The organism is Pseudomonas spartinae, assembly GCF_965197125.1.
Classification (GTDB): Bacteria; Pseudomonadota; Gammaproteobacteria; order Pseudomonadales; family Pseudomonadaceae; genus Aquipseudomonas; species Aquipseudomonas composti_A.
Genome location: NZ_CBDAMB010000003.1, coordinates 183,010 through 207,603 on the forward strand (window position 1 = coordinate 183,010; position 24,594 = coordinate 207,603).

At 61.5% G+C, this 24,594-nt stretch carries 26 protein-coding genes and 4 tRNA genes; 11 read left to right on the forward strand and 19 right to left on the reverse strand.

Annotation, left to right across the window (positions count from 1 at the left end; genetic code table 11):
- The 12 genes from ACN8M7_RS08225 to ACN8M7_RS08280 all read right to left on the reverse strand — a co-directional run bounded on the left by ACN8M7_RS08225 (position 1) and on the right by ACN8M7_RS08280 (position 7,025).
- Entirely contained in the window at positions 1-411 is a 411-nt protein-coding gene (locus ACN8M7_RS08225; protein WP_490260436.1) for a hypothetical protein, read from the reverse strand.
- Positions 401-568: a hypothetical protein gene (locus ACN8M7_RS08230; protein ID WP_490260437.1), complete on the reverse strand. Its 168-nt coding sequence runs from the start codon at positions 566-568 to the stop codon at positions 401-403. The genes ACN8M7_RS08225 and ACN8M7_RS08230 overlap by 11 nt, the downstream gene beginning before the upstream one ends.
- Positions 569-852: 284 nt before the next feature.
- Entirely contained in the window at positions 853-1,101 is a 249-nt protein-coding gene (locus tag ACN8M7_RS08235; protein ID WP_490260438.1) for a helix-turn-helix transcriptional regulator, read from the reverse strand.
- A 40-nt stretch (positions 1,102-1,141) separates the two neighbouring features.
- Positions 1,142-1,777, reverse strand: coding sequence for a hypothetical protein (locus tag ACN8M7_RS08240; RefSeq protein WP_490260439.1), 636 nt, complete (start codon positions 1,775-1,777; stop codon positions 1,142-1,144).
- Positions 1,774-3,087: a tyrosine-type recombinase/integrase gene (locus ACN8M7_RS08245; protein ID WP_490260440.1), complete on the reverse strand. Its 1,314-nt coding sequence runs from the start codon at positions 3,085-3,087 to the stop codon at positions 1,774-1,776. The genes ACN8M7_RS08240 and ACN8M7_RS08245 overlap by 4 nt, the downstream gene beginning before the upstream one ends.
- 161 nt (positions 3,088-3,248) lie before the next feature.
- Positions 3,249-3,335: transfer RNA gene (locus tag ACN8M7_RS08250), tRNA-Leu, on the reverse strand.
- A gap of 120 nt (positions 3,336-3,455) precedes the next feature.
- Positions 3,456-3,529 (reverse strand) — tRNA-Cys (locus tag ACN8M7_RS08255).
- A gap of 38 nt (positions 3,530-3,567) precedes the next feature.
- Positions 3,568-3,643: transfer RNA gene (locus tag ACN8M7_RS08260), tRNA-Gly, on the reverse strand.
- 67 nt (positions 3,644-3,710) lie between these two features.
- Entirely contained in the window at positions 3,711-4,271 is a 561-nt protein-coding gene (gene pgsA / locus ACN8M7_RS08265; protein WP_490260441.1) for a CDP-diacylglycerol--glycerol-3-phosphate 3-phosphatidyltransferase, read from the reverse strand.
- 33 nt (positions 4,272-4,304) lie between these two features.
- Positions 4,305-6,128, reverse strand: coding sequence for an excinuclease ABC subunit UvrC (gene uvrC, locus ACN8M7_RS08270; RefSeq protein WP_490260442.1), 1,824 nt, complete (start codon positions 6,126-6,128; stop codon positions 4,305-4,307).
- 2 nt (positions 6,129-6,130) lie between these two features.
- Positions 6,131-6,775 (reverse strand): response regulator transcription factor GacA, encoded by a 645-nt coding sequence (gacA, locus tag ACN8M7_RS08275; RefSeq protein ID WP_061239320.1) that lies wholly within the window; start codon positions 6,773-6,775, stop codon positions 6,131-6,133.
- 162 nt (positions 6,776-6,937) lie between these two features.
- Positions 6,938-7,025 (reverse strand) — tRNA-Ser (locus ACN8M7_RS08280).
- Positions 7,026-7,192: 167 nt separating this feature from the next.
- Here ACN8M7_RS08280 and ACN8M7_RS08285 point away from each other — a divergent pair.
- The 7 genes from ACN8M7_RS08285 to ACN8M7_RS08315 all read left to right on the forward strand — a co-directional run bounded on the left by ACN8M7_RS08285 (position 7,193) and on the right by ACN8M7_RS08315 (position 11,443).
- Complete coding sequence (locus tag ACN8M7_RS08285) at positions 7,193-7,861, forward strand: Bax inhibitor-1/YccA family protein (RefSeq protein WP_490260443.1); 669 nt, start codon at positions 7,193-7,195, stop codon at positions 7,859-7,861.
- 134 nt (positions 7,862-7,995) lie between these two features.
- Positions 7,996-8,388, forward strand: a complete 393-nt coding sequence (gene tusD / locus ACN8M7_RS08290; RefSeq protein WP_490260444.1) for a sulfurtransferase complex subunit TusD — start codon at positions 7,996-7,998, stop codon at positions 8,386-8,388.
- A complete protein-coding gene (gene tusC, locus ACN8M7_RS08295) occupies positions 8,389-8,748 on the forward strand; it encodes a sulfurtransferase complex subunit TusC (protein WP_490260445.1) in 360 nt (119 codons plus the stop codon).
- Positions 8,748-9,047, forward strand: coding sequence for a sulfurtransferase complex subunit TusB (gene tusB, locus ACN8M7_RS08300; protein ID WP_490260446.1), 300 nt, complete (start codon positions 8,748-8,750; stop codon positions 9,045-9,047). The genes tusC and tusB overlap by 1 nt, the downstream gene beginning before the upstream one ends.
- Complete coding sequence (locus ACN8M7_RS08305; protein WP_490260447.1) at positions 9,044-9,379, forward strand: TusE/DsrC/DsvC family sulfur relay protein; 336 nt, start codon at positions 9,044-9,046, stop codon at positions 9,377-9,379. Before tusB ends, ACN8M7_RS08305 begins: the two co-directional genes overlap by 4 nt.
- Positions 9,376-10,371, forward strand: coding sequence for a glycosyl transferase family protein (locus ACN8M7_RS08310; protein ID WP_490260448.1), 996 nt, complete (start codon positions 9,376-9,378; stop codon positions 10,369-10,371). Before ACN8M7_RS08305 ends, ACN8M7_RS08310 begins: the two co-directional genes overlap by 4 nt.
- A 73-nt stretch (positions 10,372-10,444) precedes the next feature.
- Entirely contained in the window at positions 10,445-11,443 is a 999-nt protein-coding gene (locus ACN8M7_RS08315; protein WP_490260449.1) for a glutathione S-transferase family protein, read from the forward strand.
- Between the two features lie 57 nt (positions 11,444-11,500).
- Here ACN8M7_RS08315 and cysG read toward each other — a convergent pair whose 3' ends face one another.
- The 6 genes from cysG to ACN8M7_RS08345 all read right to left on the reverse strand — a co-directional run bounded on the left by cysG (position 11,501) and on the right by ACN8M7_RS08345 (position 19,223).
- Entirely contained in the window at positions 11,501-12,889 is a 1,389-nt protein-coding gene (gene cysG, locus ACN8M7_RS08320) for a siroheme synthase CysG (RefSeq protein WP_490260450.1), read from the reverse strand.
- 106 nt (positions 12,890-12,995) lie between these two features.
- Positions 12,996-14,276 (reverse strand): serine--tRNA ligase, encoded by a 1,281-nt coding sequence (gene serS, locus ACN8M7_RS08325; RefSeq protein WP_061239311.1) that lies wholly within the window; start codon positions 14,274-14,276, stop codon positions 12,996-12,998.
- An 80-nt stretch (positions 14,277-14,356) separates the two neighbouring features.
- Positions 14,357-14,737 (reverse strand): fluoride efflux transporter CrcB, encoded by a 381-nt coding sequence (crcB, locus tag ACN8M7_RS08330; RefSeq protein WP_490260451.1) that lies wholly within the window; start codon positions 14,735-14,737, stop codon positions 14,357-14,359.
- Positions 14,734-16,059, reverse strand: coding sequence for a replication-associated recombination protein A (locus tag ACN8M7_RS08335; RefSeq protein ID WP_490260452.1), 1,326 nt, complete (start codon positions 16,057-16,059; stop codon positions 14,734-14,736). The genes crcB and ACN8M7_RS08335 overlap by 4 nt, the downstream gene beginning before the upstream one ends.
- A 3-nt stretch (positions 16,060-16,062) precedes the next feature.
- Positions 16,063-16,689 (reverse strand): outer membrane lipoprotein periplasmic chaperone LolA, encoded by a 627-nt coding sequence (gene lolA / locus ACN8M7_RS08340; RefSeq protein WP_061239308.1) that lies wholly within the window; start codon positions 16,687-16,689, stop codon positions 16,063-16,065.
- 125 nt (positions 16,690-16,814) lie between these two features.
- Positions 16,815-19,223: a DNA translocase FtsK gene (locus ACN8M7_RS08345; protein WP_490260453.1), complete on the reverse strand. Its 2,409-nt coding sequence runs from the start codon at positions 19,221-19,223 to the stop codon at positions 16,815-16,817.
- A 193-nt stretch (positions 19,224-19,416) separates the two neighbouring features.
- On the opposite strand from ACN8M7_RS08345, the gene trxB reads away from it, so the two are divergent.
- The 4 genes from trxB (at position 19,417) to infA (ending at position 22,221) form a co-directional block, all read left to right on the forward strand.
- Positions 19,417-20,367: a thioredoxin-disulfide reductase gene (gene trxB / locus ACN8M7_RS08350; RefSeq protein ID WP_490260454.1), complete on the forward strand. Its 951-nt coding sequence runs from the start codon at positions 19,417-19,419 to the stop codon at positions 20,365-20,367.
- 56 nt (positions 20,368-20,423) lie between these two features.
- The gene (gene aat / locus ACN8M7_RS08355; protein ID WP_490260455.1) at positions 20,424-21,104 is read left to right on the forward strand and encodes a leucyl/phenylalanyl-tRNA--protein transferase; all 681 of its coding nucleotides are present in this window, start codon (positions 20,424-20,426) and stop codon (positions 21,102-21,104) included.
- A 54-nt stretch (positions 21,105-21,158) separates the two neighbouring features.
- Positions 21,159-21,866 (forward strand): arginyltransferase, encoded by a 708-nt coding sequence (locus ACN8M7_RS08360; RefSeq protein WP_490260456.1) that lies wholly within the window; start codon positions 21,159-21,161, stop codon positions 21,864-21,866.
- A gap of 136 nt (positions 21,867-22,002) precedes the next feature.
- Positions 22,003-22,221, forward strand: a complete 219-nt coding sequence (gene infA / locus ACN8M7_RS08365) for a translation initiation factor IF-1 (RefSeq protein WP_002553999.1) — start codon at positions 22,003-22,005, stop codon at positions 22,219-22,221.
- A 95-nt stretch (positions 22,222-22,316) separates the two neighbouring features.
- On the opposite strand, the gene clpA is transcribed toward infA, so the two are convergent.
- Positions 22,317-24,587, reverse strand: a complete 2,271-nt coding sequence (clpA, locus tag ACN8M7_RS08370; RefSeq protein WP_061239303.1) for an ATP-dependent Clp protease ATP-binding subunit ClpA — start codon at positions 24,585-24,587, stop codon at positions 22,317-22,319.
- Positions 24,588-24,594: the final 7 nt, after the last annotated feature.

Below are 24,594 nucleotides of genomic sequence, written 5' to 3' on the forward strand. Positions count from 1 at the left end.
TCAGCCCTCCGACTCGACGGGTTCGAAGCGAGTCGCGCCGTTACGCATGGCACGCAGCCCCAACATAGCAGCGCGGGCGACCGCATCAGCGAAACCAAGCTCCAGGCAAGTGACATGGCCGCCCATGTCTATGATTGCTGCCTTGATCGCTTCGAACGCCTCCGCTTCATCACAGGAAGCGAGTTGGGCAATTTCAACATCCATGAACGCGACGCCTTTTGCCCAATCACCAGCAGAGCCTGGGTTGCCGGCCGGCCAGTTGCTCATGCGACCACAGTCATCGCGCCCTGTGAAACTGAGGTCGTCTCGACTGGAGATCATCGGTTTTCCACCAGTCAGATCGATCAAGTGAAAACTGTGAAATGGGCTGTAGGTAGGACGAACGTGACGGGGTGATTGCTTATTGCGCATGGCGCACCTCCTGAGCTTCGAGGGCACGAGCGCGCTGCATGGCTTCGTTGTAGCGAGCCAGGCGGACAGACAGGGAGGAATTGCCGCGCAAAGCAGCGAAGGCACGAGCCTTCCAGGCAGCGGCATGAGACGCAGACGGATTGAGGGTGTGTTTCATGGGTGGGGCTCCAACTTGACTTGTGGAGCTGCCACGAACCGTCGCCAAACGATTATGGGTGGCAGCCGTGCGCAGGTTGGCGAACCGGGCAAGTTGGCACCCGGCAGACCCGAGGGTCTCCCACGCACGGCCACCATAGAGCGGCATTGCAGACACAAAAAATGCGCCAGCAATGGTCTTGGGGCGCATGTGCGCCAACTTGTAGTTCGGGTCGCCAAACCCGGCCACGGGATTTACCGTGACGGACAAACGATAGCCCTGAGTCGCGGGAAGCGCAAGCGCGATCATGCCGCGTCCCTCTCTGCCAGCTTTGCGTCTTGGTACGCGGCAATCTCTGTCGCGACGAAGAAGGTACGGGCAGAGCGAGCGCTGCCGTCTTTGACCGGTTTGGGGAAGTTGGGGTCGGATGCCATCAGCTTGTACAGCCCGGAGCGCGACTTGCGCAGCAGGCTGCATACCTCGCCGAAGGTCAGCAGTTGCGCCAGGCCGGCTGTCTGACGCTGGGGGTCTTGCATGGGAGTAGTTGTGTGCATCGCCGTGTCCTCAGATGTTCGACGATACTTACGGTATGCCTCAATTTCCCTGCCTTGAATTCCCGCTGCGCGCAGTGGGTACCTGCTGCGCGCAAGTAGGAGGAGGCGTATTGATCAGGGCATTTCTAGCTGCTTTGGGAGAACCAAATCCTAGGCCAGCCCACTCTTGCTCGGCGCAAATGTCTCTCGACTGGTACTTTCCAGTTGCCCAAATTTCTTGGATCTGCGCCTTCAGATCCCTGCTTCCGCCTGGCTTACTATGTCGAGCATCGGCGGCTTTCTTGGCGGAAGAACTGCGCACTTGCTGCTTGAGCTCATTGATCGCCTGGTCGATAGAGGCTGCATCATGCCTCGTGGTTATGGCCAACCGCGCTGAATCCAATCCCACCAAATACATTGCTACAAGGGACTGTCTAATAGCCTCTTCATCAAAGGTGCCGTCAGAATTCTTCCAACCGATCTGAAGTGTCCCTGCAACCATATTCAGGAGGTCTAGCGCTTGATTCTGGATCTCGCTGTCCCCTTGACTGGCCTCGATGACCTTTCCCGCCTGCAAACCGCATGACCTAAGCAACTCGCCAGGATTGCAGGATGGAGTTTCACTGCTGGTCAGCCACTCCAGAGGATCAAATCCCAATTTTGTCTGGTTATCTTCCGGATCCTTTTCCATCTTCATGCTCGCTTCATCCCTACCACATTCACGCCCTTCTCCTCAGGATGAGCGAAGTCATACGGCGTAACGTGCTGCTCCCTGTTGGCATCGAGGTAATCGGCCCACCACTGCACCATTAGCCGGCGCTCTTCCAGGTGTTCCGCCTTGTGAATGTAGGCGGCACGCACGCTGTTGCGCTCTTGGTGGCTCATCTGCCGCTCGACAGCCTCTCTACTCCACAAACCCGACTCAACCAACGCCGAGCACGCCATAGCGCGGAATCCATGGCCACAGACCTCGGTCTTGGTGTCGTAGCACATGCGGCGCAGTGCGGCGTTTACGGTGTTCTCGCTCATGGGCTTGTGGTGGTAGTGATCACCTGGGAACAACAGCTCATAGCGGCCGGACAGTTGGTCAACCTGGGCAAGCAGATCCAGGGCCTGGCGGCTCAGGGGTACGAGGTGCGGGGTACGCATCTTGGCGCCGCGGCTAGAGTGCTTCACGCCGTCGATAGCCTCACGCTCGGCCGGGATCGTCCACAGGCTGTTGCGTGAGTCAACCTCTTGGCGACGAGCAAAGCGCAGCTCACTGGAGCGGATGAAGACCAGCAGCGTTAGCCCTACGGCGAGCCGGGTCAGCGGGCGCCCCTTGTAGTCGTCGATACGCTGCAGCAGCTCGGGCAAGCGTTCCAGGGGCAATGCGGGCCTGTGAGCAGCCTTGCGCGTGGCAGTGACACCCTGCAGGTCACGGGCTGGGTTGCTATCGATATGCCCATGCTGGACCGCGTAGCGCATGATGCCGTCGATGTACTGACGCAGCCGGCCGGCTAGCTCGAGGTGGTCATTCTTCTCAGCGGTCTTCAGGGGCTGGATCAGGTCGCGAACCTTCAGATCGGCGACCGAGCGATCACCCAGCACCGGGAACAGGTGTTGCTCCAGGCGGGTCAGCACCTTGGCGGCGTGATCCTTCGACCACTTGCGGGCACCTGCTGCGTGCCACTCCAGGCCCACCGCCTTGAAGGTGTTGGTGGTTGCAGCGACTGCAGCAGCCCTCACCTGCCTGGCGTTCTCGATGGGGTCTACGCCATTGGCCAACAGCTCCAGCGCCTCAGCACGACGCACCCGGGCAGCCTTCAGGCTCAGGGCTGGATAGCTGCCGAAAGTGGCCAGCCCGCCCTTCCCGCTGGGCCTGGTGAACTTGAAGCGCCAGACCTTGCTGCCGTTGGCCTTGACTAGCAGGAACAGGCCCTGGCCATCGAACAAGGTGTAATCCTTCTCGCGCGGCTTGGCGGCCTCGCACTTGGCGTCAGAGAGCGGAGTTACGGTGCGTGCCATGGGTATACGATCCTCAATCGAACCGACGTATACCCAAACGTATACCTAAAATAGGTATATGTACAGACGCATGCGGGAACATACGGGCACAAAAAAACCGGCTACAGAGGCCGGTTTAATTGGGTTTCAGAGTCATATGGGAACATCTGAAATCATGTCAATGGTGCCCGAAGCCGGACTCGAACCGGCACGCCCTTGCGAGCGAGAGATTTTAAGTCTCCTGCGTCTACCGATTTCGCCATTCGGGCGGTAGCGCTGTGCGAAGGCCGGACTATATACAGCCCTCCACGTCCTCGCAAGGCATGCAAAGGCCGCCAGGGAGAATGAAAAAGGCCTCGTAAATCATGGATCTACGAGGCCTTTTAGATTGGAGGCTGAGGTCGGAATCGAACCGGCGTTCACGGATTTGCAATCCGGTGCATAACCACTCTGCAACTCAGCCATGAAGCAAACGAGCCGCCTTGGCGACTCGTGTAAATCTGGAGCGGGAAACGAGACTCGAACTCGCGACCCCGACCTTGGCAAGGTCGTGCTCTACCAACTGAGCTATTCCCGCTTGTCTTGTCGACGGGCGCCATTCTATAGAATCGAATCGCGCCGTCAACCCTTTGATTCAAAAATACTTATTTCTTTTCCGAGGTGGTGCTCAGGTGCGGCCAGGCGGCCAGCAGGTACTGCAGCATGGACCACAATGTCAGCACCGCGGCAACTACCAGCAGTACGTATCCGAATACGACCCAGAAGGTGAACACCGGCGGATTGCCCAGCAGGATGACCAGCGCCAGCATCTGCGCTGCGGTTTTCCACTTGCCAAGGTTGGACACGGCAACATGCGCCCGAGCGCCGATCTCGGCCATCCACTCACGCAGAGCGGATACGACGATCTCGCGACCGATGATGATCGCCGCAGCCAGCGTCAGCCAGAGATTGGAGTGCTCTGCCGCCAGCAGTACCAGCGCGACCGCCACCATCAGCTTGTCGGCCACCGGGTCGAGGAAGGCACCGAAAGGCGTACCCTGCTCCCAGCGACGCGCCAGGTAGCCGTCGAGCCAGTCGGTCACGGCGGCAACGGCGAAGACTCCGCTGGCAGCCCAGTAACTCCAGGAGAACGGCAAATAGAACAGCAGGATGAAGACCGGGATCAGTGCGACCCGGAGCACGGTAAGCAAGTTGGGGATGTTCATCGGCACAACTAGGCTGCGAGGTGAGCGGGCATTCTACTCGCTGTGCAGAGTGTCATAAATCAACTCGGCGAGCTTTTTACTGATTCCTGGTGCTTTGGCGATTTCTTCAGCACTGGCACGGGACAATTCCTGCAGACCGCCAAAGTGATTGAGAAGCTCGCGTCGCCGTTTCGGGCCGATCCCTGCCACTTCCTCGAGCGTCGAGGTGCGTCGTGTTTTGCCACGACGTGCTCGGTGCCCGGTAATCGCGAAACGGTGCGATTCGTCGCGTATCTGCTGAATCAGGTGCAATGCCGGCGAATTGCCTGGCAAGGTGAACTCGTGCTCGGCGTCATTCAGATAGAGCACTTCCAGGCCAGGCTTGCGCGTCGTCCCCTTGGCTACGCCAAGCAGAATCAGATCCGGCACCGCCAGCTCCTGCAGCACCTCACGAGCCATGGCCAGCTGCCCCTTGCCGCCATCCACCAGCAGCACGTCAGGCAGCTTGCCTTCACCATCCTTGATCTTGCTGAAGCGCCGGGTCAGCGCCTGGTGCATTGCAGCGTAATCGTCGCCAGCGGTAACGCCCTCGATATTGAAGCGGCGATAGTCGGACTTGAGCGGACCTTCAGGGCCGAATACCACGCACGAAGCCACCGTTGCCTCGCCACTGGAGTGACTGATATCGAAGCACTCCATGCGCTGCGGCGGTTCGTCCATTTCCAGCACGGTGGCCAGCGCATCGAAACGCTCGGCGAGGTGCTGCCGGTTGGCCAGGCGTGCCGCTAGCGCCTGCTCGGCGTTGGTCACGGCAAGTTGCTGCCAGCGGGCACGCGTGCCGCGTACGCGCAAACTGATGCTGAGGCTGCGACTGCGCAGCGACTCGATGGCCTCGATCAGCGTGGCGAAGTCCTCGTGCTGCACGTTGACGATCAGTTCGCTGGGCAGGTCGCGTTCGGCGTTGCCCAGGTAGTACTGGGCGAGGAAAGCCATCAGCACGTCACCACTCTCCTCTTCGATCGCCACCTGCGGGAAGAAATTCTTGCTGCCCAGCACGCGGCCGCCACGCACGCTGATCAGGTGCACGCATGCGCCGCCTGGAGTGAGCATCACCGCGACCACATCGACGTCGCCAGTGCCGCCTTCCATGCTTTGCTGGTCCTGTACCCGGCGCAGCATGGAAATCTGGTCACGCAGTTCAGCCGCGCGCTCGAACTCCAGGGCCATCGAGGCCTTCTCCATACTGACCGAGAGTTCTTCGCTCAGCGCATTGCTGCGGCCATCGAGGAACATCACCGAATGGCGCACGTCCTCGGCGTATTCTTCCGGACTGACCAAACCGACACAGGGACCCTTGCAGCGTTTGATCTGGTACTGCAGGCAGGGGCGCGTGCGGTTCTTGTAGTAGCTGTCCTCGCACTGGCGAACCAGGAAGGTCTTCTGCAGCAGGCTCAGGCTCTCGCGAATGGCCAGCGCACTGGGATAAGGCCCGAAATAGCGCCCCTTGGCCTTCTTCGCTCCCCGGTGAATGCCAAGGCGCGGAAAGTCACCGTCGGAGAGAAACACGTAGGGATAGGATTTATCGTCGCGCAGCAGAATGTTGTACGGCGGCCGCCACTCCTTGATCAAGGTCTGCTCGAGCAGCAGGGCCTCGGTCTCGTTGGCGGTGATGGTGGTTTCGATCTGCGCGATGCGCGCGACCAGGGCTGCGGTCTTCGGTGCCTGGCCGGTCTTGCGAAAATAACTGGAGAGACGCTTCTTGAGGTTCTTCGCCTTGCCCACGTAGAGCAGGCGGGCCTCGCTATCGAACATGCGATAGACGCCCGGGCGACCACTGCAGGTCGCCAGGAAGGCACTCGGATCGAATTGGTCGGACATTATCAGCTGACGGCGTCGACCATGCCGTGGCGAACCGCGAGCAGAGCCAACTCGACGTCGCTGGTGATGGAAAGCTTCTCGAAGATGCGGTAGCGGTAGGTATTGACCGTCTTCGGCGACAGGCACAGCTTGTCCGAGATGTTCTGCACCTTGTGGCAGTTGGCGATCATCAGAGCGATCTGGATCTCGCGCTCGGACAGCAGGTCGAATGGCGAGCCATTGCTCTGCGGCTGGAAGGATTTGAGCGCCAGTTGCTGAGCGATTTGCGGGTCGATATAGCGCTGCCCGGCAAATACGAGGCGAATGGCCTGCACCATTTCATCCAGCGCCGCGCCCTTGGTCAGGTATCCGGCAGCCCCGGCCTGCAAAAGGCGCGTCGGGAACGGATCTTCCTCGCACACAGTAACGGCAACGACCTTGATGTCGGGATGGCTGCGCATCAGCTTGCGGGTGGCTTCGAGGCCGCCGATGCCGGGCATCTTGACGTCCATCAGGACGACATCGGGCTTGAGTTCGCGGACCTTGAGCAGCGCTTCTTCGCCAGTGCAGGCTTCACCTACGACTTGCAGACCGTCGATATCGGCCAGCATGCGGGTGATGCCCGTGCGAACCAGATCGTGATCGTCGACCACCAGGACCCTAATCAATCGCCACCTCGTTGCACCTAATCAGCCACCGCGCAGTGACGGTGAGGTTGAACTTGCCGGTCACCTTAGCAAAAAGCCAGGGGCTGACCTAGCTTGGCGCACGGCAGTCAAAAAGCAAGCGCCAGATTAAGGTCAGAAATTGCGTCAAGGCAATTAGAGAATTGGCGGAAGCGGTGAGATTCGAACTCACGGATAGTTGCCCATCGACGGTTTTCAAGACCGTTGCCTTAAACCACTCGGCCACGCTTCCATATTCTTGAGTGCGGAGACTGCCTTACACAACCTCCGCAGCGGTGCGGGCGGCAATCTTACCGGAACGCAACACGCTGTCAAACTCTCTGTCTTGGCACCTCGCCTGGCTCTGTTATGATCGGGACCATTCGGATATCGGAAACCTTGTGCCACAGGAGCGTCGCCATGCAAGAGCAAGACTACGTACTAAATCATTCGCAGGCCGACCAGCTGGAAGTCAGCAAGGTTCTGCGCAATACCTATGGCCTGCTGGCCATCACCCTGGCCTTCAGCGGACTGGTCGCCTTCCTCAGCCAGCGCGCCAATGTGGCCTACCCGAACTTCTTCGTGGTGCTGATCGGTTTCTACGGCCTGTTCTTCCTCACCTACAAACTGCGCGACTCCGCCTGGGGCCTGGTCTCCACCCTCGCCCTGACCGGTTTCATGGGTTACACCCTCGGCCCGATCCTCAACCGCTACATGGGCATGGCCAACGGCGCTGAAGTAATCAGCTCGGCCTTCTCCATGACCGCGCTGGTGTTCTTTGGCCTGTCCGCCTACGTGCTGACGACCCGCAAGGACATGAGCTTCCTCAGCGGCTTCATCACCGCCGGTTTCTTCGTCCTGCTTGGCGCCGTTGTGGCCAGCTTCTTCTTCCAGATCAGCGGCCTGCAACTGGCGATCAGCGCTGGCTTCGTGCTGTTCTCCTCGGTCTGCATCCTGTTCCAGACCAGCGCCATCATCCATGGCGGCGAGCGCAACTACATCATGGCCACCATCAGCCTGTACGTATCGATCTACAACCTGTTCATCAGCCTGTTGCAGATCTTCGGCATCATGGGCGGCGACGACTGATAACGCTTCGTTCCCCTTAAGCCCGCTTCGGCGGGCTTTTTCTTGCCTGCGTGTTCACCTGCTCTGCAGTGATTCTTTGTCTGCCGCGCACCCTGGCCTTATCATTGGCCCAGTTTTGCCTCGTCGGACGCCCCATGAAGTTTGCCATTGCCCTGTTCGCCGCCCCTCACCTGCCCGCCTCGCGTCGCGCCTTGCGCTTTGCGCAGGCAACATTGGCCGGCGGTCACGAGATCGTCCGCCTGTTCTTCTATCAGGACGGCGTGCACAGTGCCGCCAGCAACGTGGTCAGCCCGCAGGACGAGCTGGATCTGCCGCGTGAGTGGCGCGAGTTCGTCACAGCCAACGAACTCGACGCTGTGGTCTGTATCGCTGCAGCCCTGCGTCGTGGCGTGCTCAATGCCGAAGAAGCGCAGCGTTATGCCAGACCGGCCGCCAACCTGGAGGCGCCTTGGGAGCTCTCCGGTCTGGGTCAACTGCATGAAGCCGCGCAACAGGCCGACCGCCTGATCTGCTTCGGAGGTCAGTGAATGAGCAAGTCGCTGTTGATCATCAGCCGCCAGGCGCCTTGGAGCGGCCCTGGTGCGCGCGAGGCGCTGGATATCGCGTTGGCCGGCGGCGCCTTCGACCTACCCATCGGCATGCTGTTTCTCGATGACGGCGTGTTCCAGCTCAGCACCGGCCAACAACCCGGCCAGCTGCAACAGAAAGATCTCGGAGCCAACCTGCAGGCTCTGCCGATGTTCGGTGTCGAGGCGCTGTATGCCAGCCAGCGCAGCCTGAGCGAACGCGGCCTTGGCAACAGTGAACTGAATCTGGCGGTACAGCGGCTCGACGACAGCGCGCTGACCGCCCTTCTCGACCGCTACGATCAGGTGATCACCCTCTGATGGCCACCCTGCATGTTCTCTCTCACTCGCCGTTCACCGATAGCCGCCTGGCCAGCTGCCTGCGCCTGCTGGGTGCAGGCGATGCGCTGCTGCTCACTGGCGATGCGGTCTACGCACTGCAGCCCGGCACCACCAATCTGCAGGCACTGCAACTGATGCCCGCCAGTGTCGCGCTCTATGCCCTTGACGAAGACCTTGCCGCGCGCGCCCTGCAGGCGCCCGAGCGCGCCGAGGTCGTCGGCTACCCGGAGTTCGTCGAGCTGTGCACCCGCTACGCCAAGGTCAACAGCTGGTTATGAGTGCCCTCAACGTCGCCGGACGTGACATCGCCCTGGACAAGGACGGCTATCTGGTCGACCTGCAGGACTGGTCGCGCCCCGTAGCCGAGGCCCTGGCCGCCGCAGAACAACTGCAGCTGAGCGATGAGCACTGGGAAATCCTCGACCTGCTGCGCGCCTTCTACGCGGAATTCCAGCTGTCACCGGCCAACCGCCCACTGATCAAGTACGCAGCCCTGAAACTCGGCACGGACAAAGGCAACAGCCTGCATCTCAATCGCCTGTTCAAGGGCACACCCGCCAAACTCGCGGCCAAGCTCGCCGGCCTGCCGAAACCGACCAATTGCCTATGAACCTGATCACCCCCGCCGAACACCCCTTCGCGCAGTTCGTGCGCATTCTCGGCAAGGGCAAGCGCGGCGCCCGCGGCCTGACGCGCGAGGAAGCCCGTGAAGCCATGGGCCTGCTGCTCGATGGCAAGGTCGAAGACACCCAGCTTGGAGCCTTTCTGATGCTGCTGCGGCACAAGGAAGAGAGTGCCGAGGAGCTTGCCGGCTTCACCGAAGCCATCCGCCCACGCCTCAAGGCCCCTTCCATTCAGGTCGACCTGGACTGGCCCAGCTATGCCGGCAAGAAACGTCACTTGCCCTGGTACCTGCTGGCCGTCAAGGCACTGGCCGCCAGCGGCGTGCGCATCTTCATGCATGGCGGTGGCGCCCATACTGCAGGGCGCATGTACACCGAACAGTTGCTGGAGCAACTGGACATTCCCTGCTGCCACGACTGGCAGGCGGTGGAACAATCGCTCGATGAACAGCACCTGGCCTACAGCTACCTGGGCGACTGGATGCCGGCGCTGCAGCGCATGATCGACCTGCGTAATACCCTGGGCCTACGCTCGCCGATCCATTCCCTGGCGAGGGTGATCAACCCGCTCGGCGCGCGCTGCGGGCTGCAAAGCATCTTCCATCCCGGTTATCAGGCCGTGCATCGCGAAGCCAGCCGCCTGCTGGGCGATCACGCCATCGTGATCAAGGGCGAAGGCGGCGAGATCGAGGCCAATCCGGACGGCACCTGCCACCTGCATGGCACGCTTGGCGGTGAAGACTGGGACGAAGAATGGCCAGCGCTTTCAGCGCAACGCCATGTCAAACCCGAACGACTCGAGCCGGCCATGCTGGGCGCCTTCTGGCGCGGCGAGCACGATGATGCCTACGGGCGCCTGGCGGTAATCGCCACCATGGCCATCGCACTGCGCGGGCTGGGCCTGGGTCGCGAAGAGGCGTTCCAGCAAGCCCAACTGCGTTGGGACGCGCGCCTTCAATCTAGTCAGCCGATTATTTGAGCCAGCATTTTCCACCTTTCAATCGAGTTCATAACGCTAGACTCCAGGTTCATTCAAAACGGAGGCAAGCGTTATGGGCTTGTTGATCGATGGACGCTGGCACGACCAGTGGTACGACACCGGCAACAGTGGCCGCTTCCAGCGCGAGAGCGCACAACGTCGTAACTGGGTGACTGCCGACGGCAGCGCCGGACCAAGCGGCGATGGCGGTTTCAAGGCCGAGGCCGGGCGCTACCATCTCTACGTTTCTCTGGCCTGCCCCTGGGCTCATCGCACGCTGATCCTGCGCACGCTCAAGGGGCTCGAACCTTTGATCGATGTATCGGTGGTGAGCTGGCTGATGCGTGAACAGGGCTGGACCTTCGACCGCGACTTCGGCTCCAGCGGTGACCACCTAGACAGCCTGAGCTACATGCATCAGCGCTATACCACCGATGACCGCCACTACACCGGCCGCGTCACCGTGCCCGTGCTGTGGGACAAGCAGACCGGTGGCATCGTCAGCAACGAATCGGCGGAAATCATCCGCATGTTCAACAGCGCGTTCGACGAACTCAGCGGTAACGGCCTGGACTTCTACCCCGAACCGCTACGCGAGCGTATCGACCAGTTGAACGAGCGCATCTATCCGGCGGTGAACAACGGCGTTTACCGTGCAGGCTTCGCCACCACCCAGCAAGCCTACGAAGAGGCCTTCGACGAACTGTTCGCCATGCTCGATGAGCTGGAAACCCTGCTGGGCGAAAACCGCTACCTGGCTGGCGAATACCTGACCGAGGCAGACATTCGCCTGTTCACCACATTGATTCGCTTCGATGCCGTCTATCACGGGCATTTCAAATGCAACCAGCAACGTATCGAGGACTACCCGAATCTGTCCAACTGGCTGCGCGAGCTGTATCAGTGGCCAGGCATCGCCGAGACGGTGGACTTCACCCATATCAAATCGCACTACTACGCCAGCCACGCCACCATCAACCCGACTGGCGTGATTCCCAAAGGGCCACAGCAGGATTTCACTCGCGCGCATGATCGCCAGCGCCTGCCGGGTAAAGGCGTGTTCCAACGCTAGCTAGATTGGCGGATATTCTGACTGAAGCCTCGACAAGGAGGCTTCAGCCGCTGGCCGTCAGATGCTGTTCTGAGCGCCTTCGAACCAGGCCAGCTTGTCGCGCAGGGTAACCACTTCGCCGACGATCACCAGGGTCGGTGCATGCACTTCGTGCTCGGCCACCAGCTGTGGCAGCGTCTCCAGGGTGCCGGTGAAGACACGCTGATTCTGCGTCGTGCCCTGCTGCACCAGTGCCGCTGGCGTGTCGCCCGAACGGCCGTGAGCAATCAACTGCTCGCAGATCCCCGGCAACCCCACCAGCCCCATGTAGAACACCAGGGTTTGCCCGGGCGCGACCAGATCCCGCCACGGCAGGTTGCTGCTGCCATCCTTGAGGTGGCCGGTGATAAAGCGCACCGATTGCGCGTGATCGCGATGGGTCAGCGGAATACCTGCGTAGGCTGCACAGCCGGAAGCGGCAGTAATGCCTGGCACGACCTGGAAGGGAATATCCTCGGCGGCCAGTTGCTCGATCTCCTCACCACCCCGACCGAAGATGAATGGGTCGCCCCCCTTCAGACGCAGCACACGCTTGCCCTCGCGAGCCAGGTCGACCAGCAACTGGTTGATCTGCTCCTGCGGCACCGCATGATCTGCGCGGCGCTTGCCGACGTAAATGCGTTCGGCATCACGACGGCACAGCTCGATGATGGAGGGCGCCACCAACCGGTCATAGAGCACCACGTCGGCTTGCTGCATCAGGCGCAGGGCCCGGAAAGTCAGCAGATCAGGATCACCCGGGCCGGCGCCGACCAGATACACTTCACCCAGCGCACGCGGCGCAGCGCCGGCCACACGGGCCTCCAGCAGACGCTCGGCCTCTTCCGGCTTGCCGGCAAATACGCTCTCGGCGATCTGCCCCTGAAAGACGTCCTCCCAGAACACACGGCGCTGCTGCACGTCGGGGAACAGCTGCTTGACCCGCTCCCGGAAACGCTTGCCCAGGTTGGCCAGTTGGCCGTAGGTAGCCGGAATCCAGGTTTCGATCTTGGCGCGGATCAGGCGTGCCAGCACCGGCGCGTCGCCGCCGCTGCTGACCGCGACGATCAGCGGCGAGCGATCGACGATGGCCGGGAAGATCACGCTGCACAGCGCCGGCGCGTCCACCACGTTGACGGGGATGCCCAACGCCTGGGCATCGCTGGAAATCTGCGCATTGAGCGGCACGTCGTCGGTCGCCGCGATGACCAGCGCCACGCCCTGCAAATCACTGCTCGCATAGCCACGCAGGAAGATGCCATCCGGGCCGGCCAGCGCCTGCAGCTCGCTGCGAATCTCCGGGGCGACCACGCGCAGACGAGCACCGGCATCGCTCAACAGGCGCGCCTTGCGCAGCGCGACCTCACCACCGCCGATCACCAGTACCGGGCGACCCTGCAGCTTGTGGAACAGCGGAAGGAATTGCATCAGATCAGCCTCATCAGAGGTCGGTCGCAGAGTGCGCATGTCGCACCCCGCACCCATTGAAACGGGGCAGTTGCCCGCGCCCCGTTTTATGCGTCGTGATGGCCTATCAGCCGATCACTTCGATGCCGCCCATATAGGGCTTCAGAACTTCGGGCACGCGAATGCTGCCGTCAGCCTGCTGGTAATTCTCCAGCACCGCCACCAGGGTACGACCCACCGCCAGACCGGAGCCGTTGAGCGTGTGCAGCAGCTCCGGCTTGTTGGTTTCCGGGTTGCGGTAGCGTGCCTGCATGCGGCGCGCCTGGAAGTCGCCGCAGTTGGAGCAGGAAGAAATCTCGCGGTACTTGTCCTGGCTCGGCACCCAGACTTCCAGGTCGTAGGTCTTCACCGCAGAGAAGCCCATGTCACCGGTGCACAGGGCCAGCTTGCGATACGGCAGTTCCAGCAGTTGCAGGACGCGCTCGGCGTTGGCCGTCATGCCTTCCAGGGCCTCGAAGGACGTGGATGGCTCGACGATCTGCACCATCTCGACCTTGTCGAACTGGTGCTGGCGGATCATGCCGCGCGTATCGCGACCGGAAGCGCCCGCCTCGCTGCGAAAGCACGGCGTGTGGGCGACGAACTTCAGCGGCAGCTGTTTGGCATCGAGAATTTCGCCCGCGACGATATTGGTCAGCGACACTTCGGCGGTCGGGATCAGGTACAGGTCGGCCTGGTCTTCACGGCCAATCTTGAACAGGTCTTCCTCGAACTTCGGCAGCTGGCCGGTGCCCTGCAGGGCCGGCGCCTGTACCAGGTAGGGGGTGTAGGCTTCTTCGTAACCGTGCTCGCCGGTGTGCAGGTTGATCATGAACTGCGCCAAGGCGCGATGCAGGCGAGCGATAGGCCCGCGCAGCAGGGCGAAACGCGCGCCGGAGAGCTTGGCAGCGGTTTCGAAATCCAGCCAGCCATGCTGCTCGCCGAGAGCGACGTGATCCTTGATCTCGAAATCGAAGCTACGCGGCGTGCCCCAGCGCGCCACCTCGACGTTACCGTCCTCATCAGCGCCGACCGGCACGGATTCGTGCGGCAGATTGGGAATGTTCAGCAGCAGGTTATCCAGTTCGTTCTGGATGGCGTCCAGCTCACGCTTGCCGGCCTCCAGATCGCTGCCCATCTGATCGACTTCCGCCAGCAGCGGTGCGATATCCTCGCCACGCGCCTTGGCCTGGCCGATGGACTTGGAGCGGCTGTTGCGCTCGGCCTGCAGTTGCTCGGTGCGCACCTGCACCGACTTGCGCTGACTCTCCAGGGCCTCGAAGCGGGCGACGTCGAGAGCGAAGCCACGGGTGGCAAGGCGCTCGGCGATTTCGGTGAGTTGCGTGCGGACGAGTTTGGAATCGAGCATGTTCAGGTCTCAATACATCGGCGAAAAAAGGTTGCGGCCACCAGCGTGACGCGGGTTGCCGAGTGTAAAGCTTTAGCGGGTCAGGATGCCAATCGGGCCAGGCTCAGACCGGCCCAGGCGGCCAGCAGCCCGCCAATGATACTGAATGCCAGGTAACCGAGGGCCTCGGGCGCGCGACCGCCTTCGATCAGTTTCATGATTTCCAGGCTGAAGGAGGAAAAGGTGGTGAAGCCACCCAGTACGCCGGTAATCAGCCCGGTACGCAGCTCCAGTGGCAGATCGGTACGGGTCAGGAACAGGCCTGACAACAGACCAATCAGCAGGCAACCGATGATGTTGACCGCAAAGGTGCCCAGGTAGAAATGCCGTGGCCAGTTACCGGCCACCCAACTGGCCACCAGAAAACGCATGACAGAGCCAGCCGCGCCCCCCAGGGCGACGGCAAGCGCTACACGAATCATGGCTTTCTCCTTTGCCTGGAGCTGCTGGCATCCAGGTTGCGCAAGTGCTGCAGCTTGTCGCGGATCTTCAGCTCGAGGCCACGCGGTACTGGCTCGTAATACTGGCGCGACTGCAGATTTTCAGGGAAGTAATCCTCGCCGGCAGCATAGGCATCGGGCTCGTCATGAGCGTAGCGGTATTCATCGCCGTAACCGAGCTGCTTCATCAGCTTGGTCGGGGCGTTGCGCAGGTGCAATGGCACCTCCTGCGAGCCTTGCTCGGCAGCATCACGCATGGCCGCCTTGAACGCGGTGTATACGGCATTGCTCTTCGGTGCGCAGGCGAGATAAACAATGGCTTGAGCCACGGCCAACTCGCCTTCCGGACTGCCCAGGCGCTCTTGCACATCCCAGGCATTGAGGCACAGCGTCAACGCGCGCGGATCGGCGTTGCCGATGTCCTCGCTGGCCATGCGCACCACACGACGGGCGATGTAAAGCGGGTCGCAACCACCGTCGAGCATGCGCGCATACCAGTACAGGGCGCCGTCAGGGCTGGAGCCACGTACCGACTTGTGCAGCGCGGAAATCTGGTCGTAGAAGGCTTCGCCACCCTTGTCGAAACGACGGCGGCTATCGCCCAAGAGGTTCTGCAGCAACTCCACGTCGATCTCGCCATCGTCCTCGGCCAGGTCGGCGGCGTTTTCGAGGAAGTTGAGCAAGCGACGGCCGTCGCCATCGGCAGCGGCCAGAAGAATCTGAAAGGCCTCGTCCGGCAGGCTCAGATGGCGCTCGCCCAGGCCTTTCGGGTCGCTCAACGCACGCTTGACCAGCTTGCGCATCGCCGCCTCGTCGAGGCTTTTGAGTACGTAGACACGCGCCCGCGACAGCAGCGCGTTGTTCAGTTCGAACGACGGATTCTCGGTGGTCGCACCGATGAAGATCAGCGTGCCGTCTTCCACATAGGGCAGAAAAGCGTCCTGCTGGCTCTTGTTGAAGCGGTGCACCTCATCCACGAAAAGAATCGTGCGCCGGCCGTATTGCGCCGCATGCTGCTGAGCCACCTCGACGGCCTGGCGGATCTCCTTGACCCCGGACAGCACTGCGGAGATGGTCTCGAAATGGGCGTCGGTGACCTTGGCCAGCAAGCGTGCCAGGGTGGTCTTGCCCACGCCTGGCGGCCCCCAGAAGATCATCGAGTGCAAAGCGCCCTGTTCCAGCGCCTCGCGCAGCGGCTTGCCTGGCCCGAGAACATGCTCCTGCCCGACGTACTCGTCCAGACTGGTTGCACGCAAACGCGCAGCCAGGGGCTGCGCGACGGGTTGGCGGCCGAACAGATCCACGCGTTACTCCTGGATGACGTCCGCGCCTTCCGGAATGTCGAAGGTGAACTGGTCGTTATCGACCGGCTCGTTCATCTTCACATTGAGGAACAGGATATTGGTGCGCTGGCCAATGCTGTCGATCAACTGCATGTCGTTGAGCACGCGGTTACGGAACGACAGGCGCAGGCTGTCGAACAGGCTGTCCTTGGCCTTGGGCTTGAGAATGAAGTCGACCACGTTACCGCCTTCCTTGTAGTCGATATCGAAGTTCTCGCGAATCTGCGATACGTCACCGGACAACAGCAGCGCCGGCGTGTGAGTCAGACGCTGGTCGAGGGTCTGAATGGTGACCTGCTCGAGATCCGGGTCATACAGCCAGACTTTCTCACCATTGGACACCAGCAGTTGCTCCATCGGCTGGTCGGTGTGCCAGCGGAACATGCCCGGACGCTTGAGCAACAGCTCCCCCGCGGTTTCCTGCAGCTGGGTGCCGCTGGCATCGAGGGTCAGCTGGGAAAAACGCGCACTGATGGTCTGCGCCTGGCTGAGCAGTTCGCTCAGTCGCTTGGTGGCCGCGTCTTCATCAGCCTGGGCAGTCAGCAGGGTAAAGCTCAGAGCAGCCAGCATCAGCAGGCGAATAACACGCATATAAACCCCTTGAGTCCGTATGAGAATGGCGAGGCGACTCCGCACCTCGCATTGCCCGGCAACGCTTGGTTGCCGTGAAGTTCTGTAGACCGCTAATTCAGCGTTTTGTCCGCGACGCAACCTCTTCAGTCGCGAGAAGAACCGGGCGCAAGCACTTCGCGTGAGCCGTTGGTATTCATCGAGCTGACCACGCCGGCCATTTCCATCGCCTCGATCATCCGCGCGGCGCGGTTGTAGCCGATCTTCAGCTTGCGCTGCACGGCGGAAATCGACGCGCGACGACTTTCCAGCACGAAGTTGACGGCTTCGTCGTACAGCGGATCTTCCTCGCTGCCCTCGCCGCCTTCACCACTACCGCCGCCTTCGAAGCCGCTACCGCTCTCCTCGACACCGGCAAGAATGTCTTCGTTGTAATCCGGCGCGCCACGCAGCTTCCAGGCTTCGACCACGCGATGCACTTCATCATCCGAGACGAACGCACCGTGAACACGAATCGGCAAGCTGGTGCCAGGCGGCATGTAGAGCATGTCACCGTGCCCAAGTAGCTGCTCGGCGCCACCCTGGTCGATGATGGTGCGCGAGTCGATCTTGCTCGATACCTGGAACGCCATGCGGGTCGGGATGTTGGCCTTGATCAGGCCCGTGATCACGTCCACCGAAGGGCGCTGGGTGGCGAGAATCAGGTGAATGCCCGCCGCACGTGCCTTCTGGGCGATACGCGCGATCAGCTCTTCGACCTTCTTGCCGACGATCATCATCATGTCGGCGAATTCGTCGACCACGACCACGATGGTCGGCAGCGGCTTGAGCAGCGGAGCTTCGTCTTCCATGCTTTCGCGACGGAACAGCGGGTCAGCCAGTGGCTCGCCAGCTTCGATGGCGTCCTTGACCTTGCGGTTGAAGCCCGCCAGGTTGCGCACGCCCATCTTCGACATCAGCTTGTAGCGGCGCTCCATCTCGGCAACGCTCCAACGCAGGGCATTGGCCGCCTCCTTCATGTCGGTGACCACCGGGCAAAGCAGGTGCGGAATGCCCTCGTAGATCGACAGCTCGAGCATTTTCGGGTCGATCATGATCAGCTTGGCGTCTTCCGGGCTCGACTTGAACAGAATCGACAGAATCATCGCATTGACGCCCACCGACTTACCGGAACCAGTGGTACCGGCCACCAGCAGGTGCGGCATCTTGGCCAGATCGGTGATAACCGGCTTGCCGCCAATGTCATGCCCCAGCGCCAGGGTGACCGGCGACTTGGCATCGTCATACTCGGGCGTCGACAGCACTTCGGAGAAACGCACGATCTGGCGGTTCTCGTTGGGAATCTCGATACCGACGGTGGTCTTGCCGGGAATTACCTCCACGACCCGCACGCTGGTCACGGCCAACGAACGCGCCAGATCCTTGGCCAGGTTGGCGATGCGACTGACCTTGACCCCGGCGGCTGGCTGGATTTCGTAGCGCGTGATCACCGGGCCCGGGTGGATCGAATCCACCGTGACCTCGACGCCGAACTCCTTGAGCTTGATTTCCAGCAGGTGGCCGACGCCCTTGAGCGACTCAGGCGAGTACTCGACCTTCTTGGCTTCCGCCGGGTCGAGCAGGGAAATCGGCGGCAAGGTGCCCTCCACCGCGCTGTCGACGAACAGCGGCGCCTGTTTTTCCTTCTGCACGCGCTTGCTCGGCTCTGGCGCCTTGGCCACCGGCGGCGGCGCGATGACCGGGGCCGGACGCTTCTCGCGTTCGCTCATGTGCTTGCTCAGCGACTCTTCGCGCTCGAGCAGACGCTCCTTCACCTTGGCCTGTTCACGGCGGTCGGAAACCACCGGCGCAGCCACCTCGGTCACCCGATCATCCAGCTCGCGCAGCTGAATCCTCATCTGCTTGCGCTCGCTGCGTGCATTCCACCAGCCGGTGATGGCGCCGTGAATCAGCTCGATCAGATCGAGGGTGATCTTGCCCGTCAGGTCCATCACGCGGAACCAGGACAGATCGGTGAAAACGGTCAAACCAAACAGGAACAACGCCAGGAACACCAACGTGCTGCCCTGCACGTTCAGCGCGTGCACGGCCAGGTCGCCCAGACTGGCACCAAGCATGCCTCCGCCCGAGCCCTGCATACCGGCGGCGGCGGCGAAATGGATGTCGCCCAGCGCAGCGCCGGAAAGAATCAGGAATACCAGGCCGATGCTGTGCCAGGAAAACAGCCAGCCGTTCCAATGCCAGGGCTCGTTGCGTGTGCGAAATACCTGCCAGGTCTTGGCTGCCAACAAAAGCGGGAAGATGTAGGCGAAGTAACCCAGCGCACCAAACAGCGCACTGGAGAGCCAGGCGCCAATGCTGCCGCCGGCGTTGATGATGCGCTCGACCTGCACACTGTTGTCCCACGCCGGATCGGCGACGTTATAGGTCAACAGTGCCATCAGCAGGTACAGGCACATAGCGCCCAGGGCGATCAATGCGCCTTCCTTCAGTCGATACTGAAGCTTCTGACGCCAGTCGGTGATCTGGGTGGTGGAATTCTTCAAAACAGCCATTTCCTGCGCCCTTGGCGCGTCCATCTGATGGTTAACCGCGAAGCGGCCTATTGTAGGGCCAGCCTGACGCCGAGGCCAATTGCCAAGCTCCCGCACCCACCCCGCTTCGGTGTAGCATAGCCGCCAGCAGCTTCCATGCGGCCCAATTGGAGCACGCATTCTCTTTTGTGACAAAGGCTTATGGGGTTTTTTTATGAGCGAAGTCAAGCATTCCCGCCTGATCATCCTGGGTTCCGGCCCTGCCGGTTACAGCGCCGCCGTTTATGCCGCGCGCGCCAACCTCAAACCCGTTGTCATCACCGGCATCCAGCCTGGCGGCCAGCTCACCACCACCACCGAAGTGGACAACTGGCCAGGTGACGTCGAAGGCCTCACCGGCCCGGCCTTGATGGAGCGCATGCAAAAGCATGCCGAGCGCTTCGATACCGAGATCATCTACGACCACATCCACACCGCCGAGTTGCAGAGCCGCCCCTTCGTGCTCAAGGGCGACAGCGGCACCTACAGCTGCGATGCACTGATCATCGCGACCGGCGCCAGCGCCCAGTACCTCGGCCTGCCATCGGAAGAGGCCTTCTCCGGCAAGGGCGTTTCCGCCTGTGCCACCTGCGACGGCTTTTTCTATCGCAACCAGGTGGTGGCCGTGATCGGTGGCGGCAATACCGCCGTGGAAGAAGCACTGTACCTGTCGAATATCGCCAAGGAAGTGCACCTGGTGCACCGCCGCGACAAACTGCGCTCGGAGAAGATCCTGCAGGACAAGCTGTTCGACAAGGTCGAGAACGGCAACATGCGCCTGCACTGGAACCACACCCTGGACGAAGTACTCGGCGACCAGACTGGCGTGACCGGCGTGCGCCTGAAAAGCACCCTCGATGGCAGCACCCAGGAACTGCCACTGGCAGGCGTATTCATCGCCATCGGCCACAAGCCCAACACCGAGCTGTTCGTCAATCAGCTGGAGATGCATGACGGCTACCTGAAGATCAAAGGCGGCAGCGAAGGCAATGCCACCGCCACCAGCATCGAAGGCGTTTTCGCCGCCGGCGACGTGGCCGACCACATCTATCGCCAGGCCATCACCTCGGCCGGCGCAGGCTGCATGGCGGCGCTGGATGTCGAGAAATTCCTCGACGGCAATTGATGGCATAAGGGCGAGCGCCATCGCTCGCCCTCCCCTCCTCCGCTGGACTAGCGCACATGCTGACCTGGCTGCAACGTGACTCACTGCAGTTCCCGCCCCTGGCGAAAGCCATGCGCGAACCCAATGGCCTGCTCGCCGCCGGCGGCGACCTGAGCGCCGATCGCTTGATCAGCGCCTACCGCCACGGCTGCTTCCCCTGGTTCGACGATGGCCAGCCGATTCTCTGGTGGTCACCCGATCCGCGCACGGTGCTGTTCCCCGAGGAACTGCACGTTTCTCGCAGCCTGGCGAAACTGCTCAGGCAAAACCGTTATCGCGTCACCTTCGACCAGAACTTTGCAGCCGTGATAAAGGCCTGCGCCGAGCCACGCGCTTACGCCGATGGCACCTGGATCACCCGCGACATGCAGGACGCCTACCTGCAACTGCATCAACGCGGCATCGCCCATTCCGTGGAGGTCTGGAACGAGGACGAGCTGGTTGGCGGACTCTACGGCCTGGCCATGGGCCAGCTGTTCTTCGGTGAATCCATGTTCAGCCGTGCAGACAACGCTTCGAAGGTCGGTTTTGCCACCCTCGCCGGCAAACTGCGAGCGTGGGGCTTCGTGCTTATCGACTGCCAGATGCCCACACAGCACCTGCATAGCTTCGGCGCCAGAGCCATAGCGCGTGCCACATTCGCCGAATACCTGCAGCGTCATCTCGATCAGCCCAGCGCGGCAGACTGGCTCGCCTAGTCGAGCGGCCAACCCTGACATACACTCTTAGTCAGGTTCTCGCGAGACACTGCCATGACCGAGCTGGCCCGCCTGAAGTTCTACGCCACTCAGCCCCATCCATGCAGCTATCTGCCGGAAGAGCAGGCCACCACCCTGTTTCTCGACCCCAGCCAGCCCATGGATGTGCTGGTCTATGCCGAATTGTCGGAACTCGGCTTCCGCCGCAGCGGCGATCATCTCTACCGCCCCCACTGCCAGCAATGCACCGCCTGCATTCCAGCACGCATCCCGGCCCCCCCCTTCAAGGCAAGTCGCCAGCAGCGCCGCATTCTCAAACGCAATGAAGACATTGCCGTGCGCTGCGTACGCCCGGCATTCACCGAGGAGTACTACGCGCTCTACGTGCGCTACATCGAGCAGCGCCACGCCGACGGAGACATGTACCCCCCGAGCCGCGACCAGTTCTCGACCTTCCTGGTACGGGACCTGCCATTTTCACGCTTCTATGAGTTCCGCCTGCAAGGCAGGCTGGTCGCCCTCGCCGTCACGGACCTTTTGCCCAACGGCCTTTCGGCCGTCTACACCTTCTACGACCCAGCCGAAGAGCGTCGCAGCCTCGGCCGCTTCGCCATCCTCTGGCAAATCGGCGAAACCGAGCGCCTGGGACTGGAGGCTGTCTATCTCGGCTACTGGATCAAGAACTGCCGCAAGATGAACTACAAGACCCAGTACCGCCCGATCGAACTCTTCGTCAATCAGCGCTGGACACGGCTTACCTAGGCACTCGGCCATCAGGCCAGACGCTCGACAATCCAAGACCCTTGGCGCAGCACCCTGTTTTCGGGCACAATGCACGCCGCTTTTGCCTGGCGCCAGTTGCACCGGGCCATTTCCTGGATACCGAGGGCTTTACTGCATGTCGAAAGAAGACAGCTTCGAAATGGAAGGCACTGTCGTCGACACCCTGCCCAACACCATGTTCCGCGTGGAGTTGGAAAACGGGCACGTCGTTACCGCGCACATCTCCGGCAAGATGCGCAAGAACTACATCCGCATTCTCACTGGTGACAAGGTGCGTGTTGAGCTGACACCTTATGACTTGAGCAAAGGCCGCATCACCTACCGCGCCCGTTAAGCCAAGCACCAAACGAAAACGCCCGGCATAAGCCGGGCGTTTTCGTTGGCTCACTGAAAGCCACCGGGGCCTTCAGTGATGCCTGAAGCATCCGATCAGGCGACCTCCGCCGCCGTCTCGAATTCGAAGCTGGGCTCGCCATCCTCGATGTCGACATGCACCACGCCGCCATGCTCGGCCAGCTCGCCGAAGAGAATTTCCTCTGCCAGCGGACGCTTGATCTTGTCCTGGATCAAACGTGCCATCGGCCGTGCACCCATCATTACATCGTAACCACGCTCGGCCAGCCAGCTGCGCGCCGCATCGCTGACCTCCAGCGTGACACGCTTGTCTTCCAGCTGCGCCTGCAGTTCGGTGAGGAACTTGTCGACGATGCTCTTGATGGTTTCGTGAGTCAGGCGACCGAACTGGATGATGGTATCCAGGCGGTTGCGGAACTCTGGCGTGAAACTCTTCTTGATGACTTCCATGGCATCGGTGGAGTGATCCTGCTGAGTGAAGCCGATCGAGGCACGCGAGGCAGTTTCCGCCCCGGCGTTGGTGGTCATGATCAGGATCACGTTGCGGAAATCCGCCTTGCGCCCGTTGTTGTCAGTCAGCGTGCCGTGGTCCATCACCTGCAGCAGCAGGTTGAAGACTTCCGGGTGCGCCTTCTCGATTTCATCGAGCAACAGCACGCAATGCGGTTGCTTGGTGATTGCTTCGGTCAGCAGGCCGCCCTGATCGAAACCGACATAACCGGGCGGGGCACCAATCAGACGCGAAACGGTATGGCGCTCCATGTACTCGGACATGTCGAAACGCACCAGCTCGATACCCATGGCCTTGGCCAGCTGCCGCGCCGCCTCGGTCTTGCCCACGCCAGTCGGGCCGGCGAACAGGAAGGAACCGACCGGCTTGTCCGGCGCCTTGAGACCGGCACGCGACAGCTTGATTGCAGTCGAGAGCGAGTCGATGGCCGCGTCCTGACCGAAGACGGTGAGCTTCAGGTCGCGCTCCAGGTTGCGCAGCAGCTCCTTGTCGGAACTGGAAACATGCTTCGGCGGAATACGCGCGATCTTGGCGACGATGTCTTCGACCTGGGCGACCTCGATACGCGACACCCGCTTGTCTTCCGGTTGCAGGCGCTGGTAGGCGCCCGCCTCGTCGATCACGTCAATGGCCTTGTCCGGCATGTGCCGGTCATTGATGTAGCGCGCAGCCAGCTCAGCCGCTGCGCGCAGGGCCTCGTCGCTGTACTCGATGTGGTGATGCTGCTCGAAGCGGGCCTTGAGCCCCTTGAGAATGCCGACGGTATCCTCTACCGAGGGCTCGACCACGTCGACTTTCTGGAAGCGTCGCGCCAGCGCGCGATCCTTCTCGAAGATGCCACGGAACTCCTGGAACGTAGTGGAGCCAATGCAGCGAATGTCGCCAGAGGACAGCATCGGCTTGAGCAGGTTGGACGCATCCATGACCCCGCCCGACGCGGCGCCAGCACCGATGATGGTGTGGATCTCGTCGATGAAGAGGATGGCATGGGGACGCTTGCGCAGCTCGTTGAGCAGCGCCTTGAGGCGCTTCTCGAAATCGCCGCGATACTTGGTGCCTGCCAGCAGCGCACCGAGATCCAGCGAATACACCACGCTGTCGGCCAGCAGATCCGGCACCTGCTCGTCGACGATGCGCTTGGCCAGGCCTTCGGCGATGGCGGTCTTGCCGACACCGGCCTCACCGACCAACAGTGGGTTGTTCTTGCGCCGACGGGCGAGAATCTGCGCAACGCGCTCGACTTCATGCTCACGCCCGACCAGCGGATCGATCCGCCCCTGACGAGCCAGTTCATTGAGGTTGCTGGCGTAGGCATCCAGCGGATTGCCGGACGCAGAGGACTCACCGCCCTCCTCATCCTGCATATCCTGATCGCTTTCATGCTGATCGCCATGCCCCGGCACCTTGGAGATACCGTGGGCGATGTAATTGACCACATCGATGCGAGCCACGCTCTGCTGCTTGAGCAGGAACACGGCCTGGCTTTCCTGCTCGCTGAAGATCGCGACCAGCACATTGGCGCCGGTCACTTCGCGCTTGCCGGAGCTCTGCACGTGGAATACCGCACGCTGCAGAACACGCTGAAAACCGAGCGTCGGCTGGGTTTCGCGTTCTTCATCGTGTTGGGGAATCAGTGGCGTGGTGGAGTCGATGAACTCCTGCAAATCATGGCGCAGCTTGTCGAGATTGGCCCCACAAGCCCTTAAAACGCTGGCCGCCGCTTCGTTATCCAGCAAGGCGAGCAGCAGGTGCTCGACCGTCATGAATTCATGACGCTTGGCACGGGCCTCCTTGAAAGCCAGATTGAGGGTGACTTCGAGCTCTCGGTTCAACATAGCTTCA

Coding starts and splice junctions, on each gene's coding strand:
- ACN8M7_RS08225 (WP_490260436.1), bottom strand. CDS start 411: ATGCGCAATAAGCAATCACCCCGTCACGTTCGTCCTACCTACAGCCCA.
- ACN8M7_RS08230 (WP_490260437.1), bottom strand. CDS start 568: ATGAAACACACCCTCAATCCGTCTGCGTCTCATGCCGCTGCCTGGAAG.
- ACN8M7_RS08235 (WP_490260438.1), bottom strand. CDS start 1,101: ATGCACACAACTACTCCCATGCAAGACCCCCAGCGTCAGACAGCCGGC.
- ACN8M7_RS08240 (WP_490260439.1), bottom strand. CDS start 1,777: ATGAAGATGGAAAAGGATCCGGAAGATAACCAGACAAAATTGGGATTT.
- ACN8M7_RS08245 (WP_490260440.1), bottom strand. CDS start 3,087: ATGGCACGCACCGTAACTCCGCTCTCTGACGCCAAGTGCGAGGCCGCC.
- pgsA (WP_490260441.1), bottom strand. CDS start 4,271: ATGAACATCCCCAACTTGCTTACCGTGCTCCGGGTCGCACTGATCCCG.
- uvrC (WP_490260442.1), bottom strand. CDS start 6,128: ATGTCCGACCAATTCGATCCGAGTGCCTTCCTGGCGACCTGCAGTGGT.
- ACN8M7_RS08285 (WP_490260443.1), top strand. CDS start 7,193: ATGCAAGAGCAAGACTACGTACTAAATCATTCGCAGGCCGACCAGCTG.
- tusD (WP_490260444.1), top strand. CDS start 7,996: ATGAAGTTTGCCATTGCCCTGTTCGCCGCCCCTCACCTGCCCGCCTCG.
- tusC (WP_490260445.1), top strand. CDS start 8,389: ATGAGCAAGTCGCTGTTGATCATCAGCCGCCAGGCGCCTTGGAGCGGC.
- tusB (WP_490260446.1), top strand. CDS start 8,748: ATGGCCACCCTGCATGTTCTCTCTCACTCGCCGTTCACCGATAGCCGC.
- ACN8M7_RS08305 (WP_490260447.1), top strand. CDS start 9,044: ATGAGTGCCCTCAACGTCGCCGGACGTGACATCGCCCTGGACAAGGAC.
- ACN8M7_RS08310 (WP_490260448.1), top strand. CDS start 9,376: ATGAACCTGATCACCCCCGCCGAACACCCCTTCGCGCAGTTCGTGCGC.
- ACN8M7_RS08315 (WP_490260449.1), top strand. CDS start 10,445: ATGGGCTTGTTGATCGATGGACGCTGGCACGACCAGTGGTACGACACC.
- cysG (WP_490260450.1), bottom strand. CDS start 12,889: ATGCAATTCCTTCCGCTGTTCCACAAGCTGCAGGGTCGCCCGGTACTG.
- serS (WP_061239311.1), bottom strand. CDS start 14,276: ATGCTCGATTCCAAACTCGTCCGCACGCAACTCACCGAAATCGCCGAG.
- crcB (WP_490260451.1), bottom strand. CDS start 14,737: ATGATTCGTGTAGCGCTTGCCGTCGCCCTGGGGGGCGCGGCTGGCTCT.
- lolA (WP_061239308.1), bottom strand. CDS start 16,689: ATGCGTGTTATTCGCCTGCTGATGCTGGCTGCTCTGAGCTTTACCCTG.
- ACN8M7_RS08345 (WP_490260453.1), bottom strand. CDS start 19,223: ATGGCTGTTTTGAAGAATTCCACCACCCAGATCACCGACTGGCGTCAG.
- trxB (WP_490260454.1), top strand. CDS start 19,417: ATGAGCGAAGTCAAGCATTCCCGCCTGATCATCCTGGGTTCCGGCCCT.
- aat (WP_490260455.1), top strand. CDS start 20,424: ATGCTGACCTGGCTGCAACGTGACTCACTGCAGTTCCCGCCCCTGGCG.
- ACN8M7_RS08360 (WP_490260456.1), top strand. CDS start 21,159: ATGACCGAGCTGGCCCGCCTGAAGTTCTACGCCACTCAGCCCCATCCA.
- infA (WP_002553999.1), top strand. CDS start 22,003: ATGTCGAAAGAAGACAGCTTCGAAATGGAAGGCACTGTCGTCGACACC.
- clpA (WP_061239303.1), bottom strand. CDS start 24,587: ATGTTGAACCGAGAGCTCGAAGTCACCCTCAATCTGGCTTTCAAGGAG.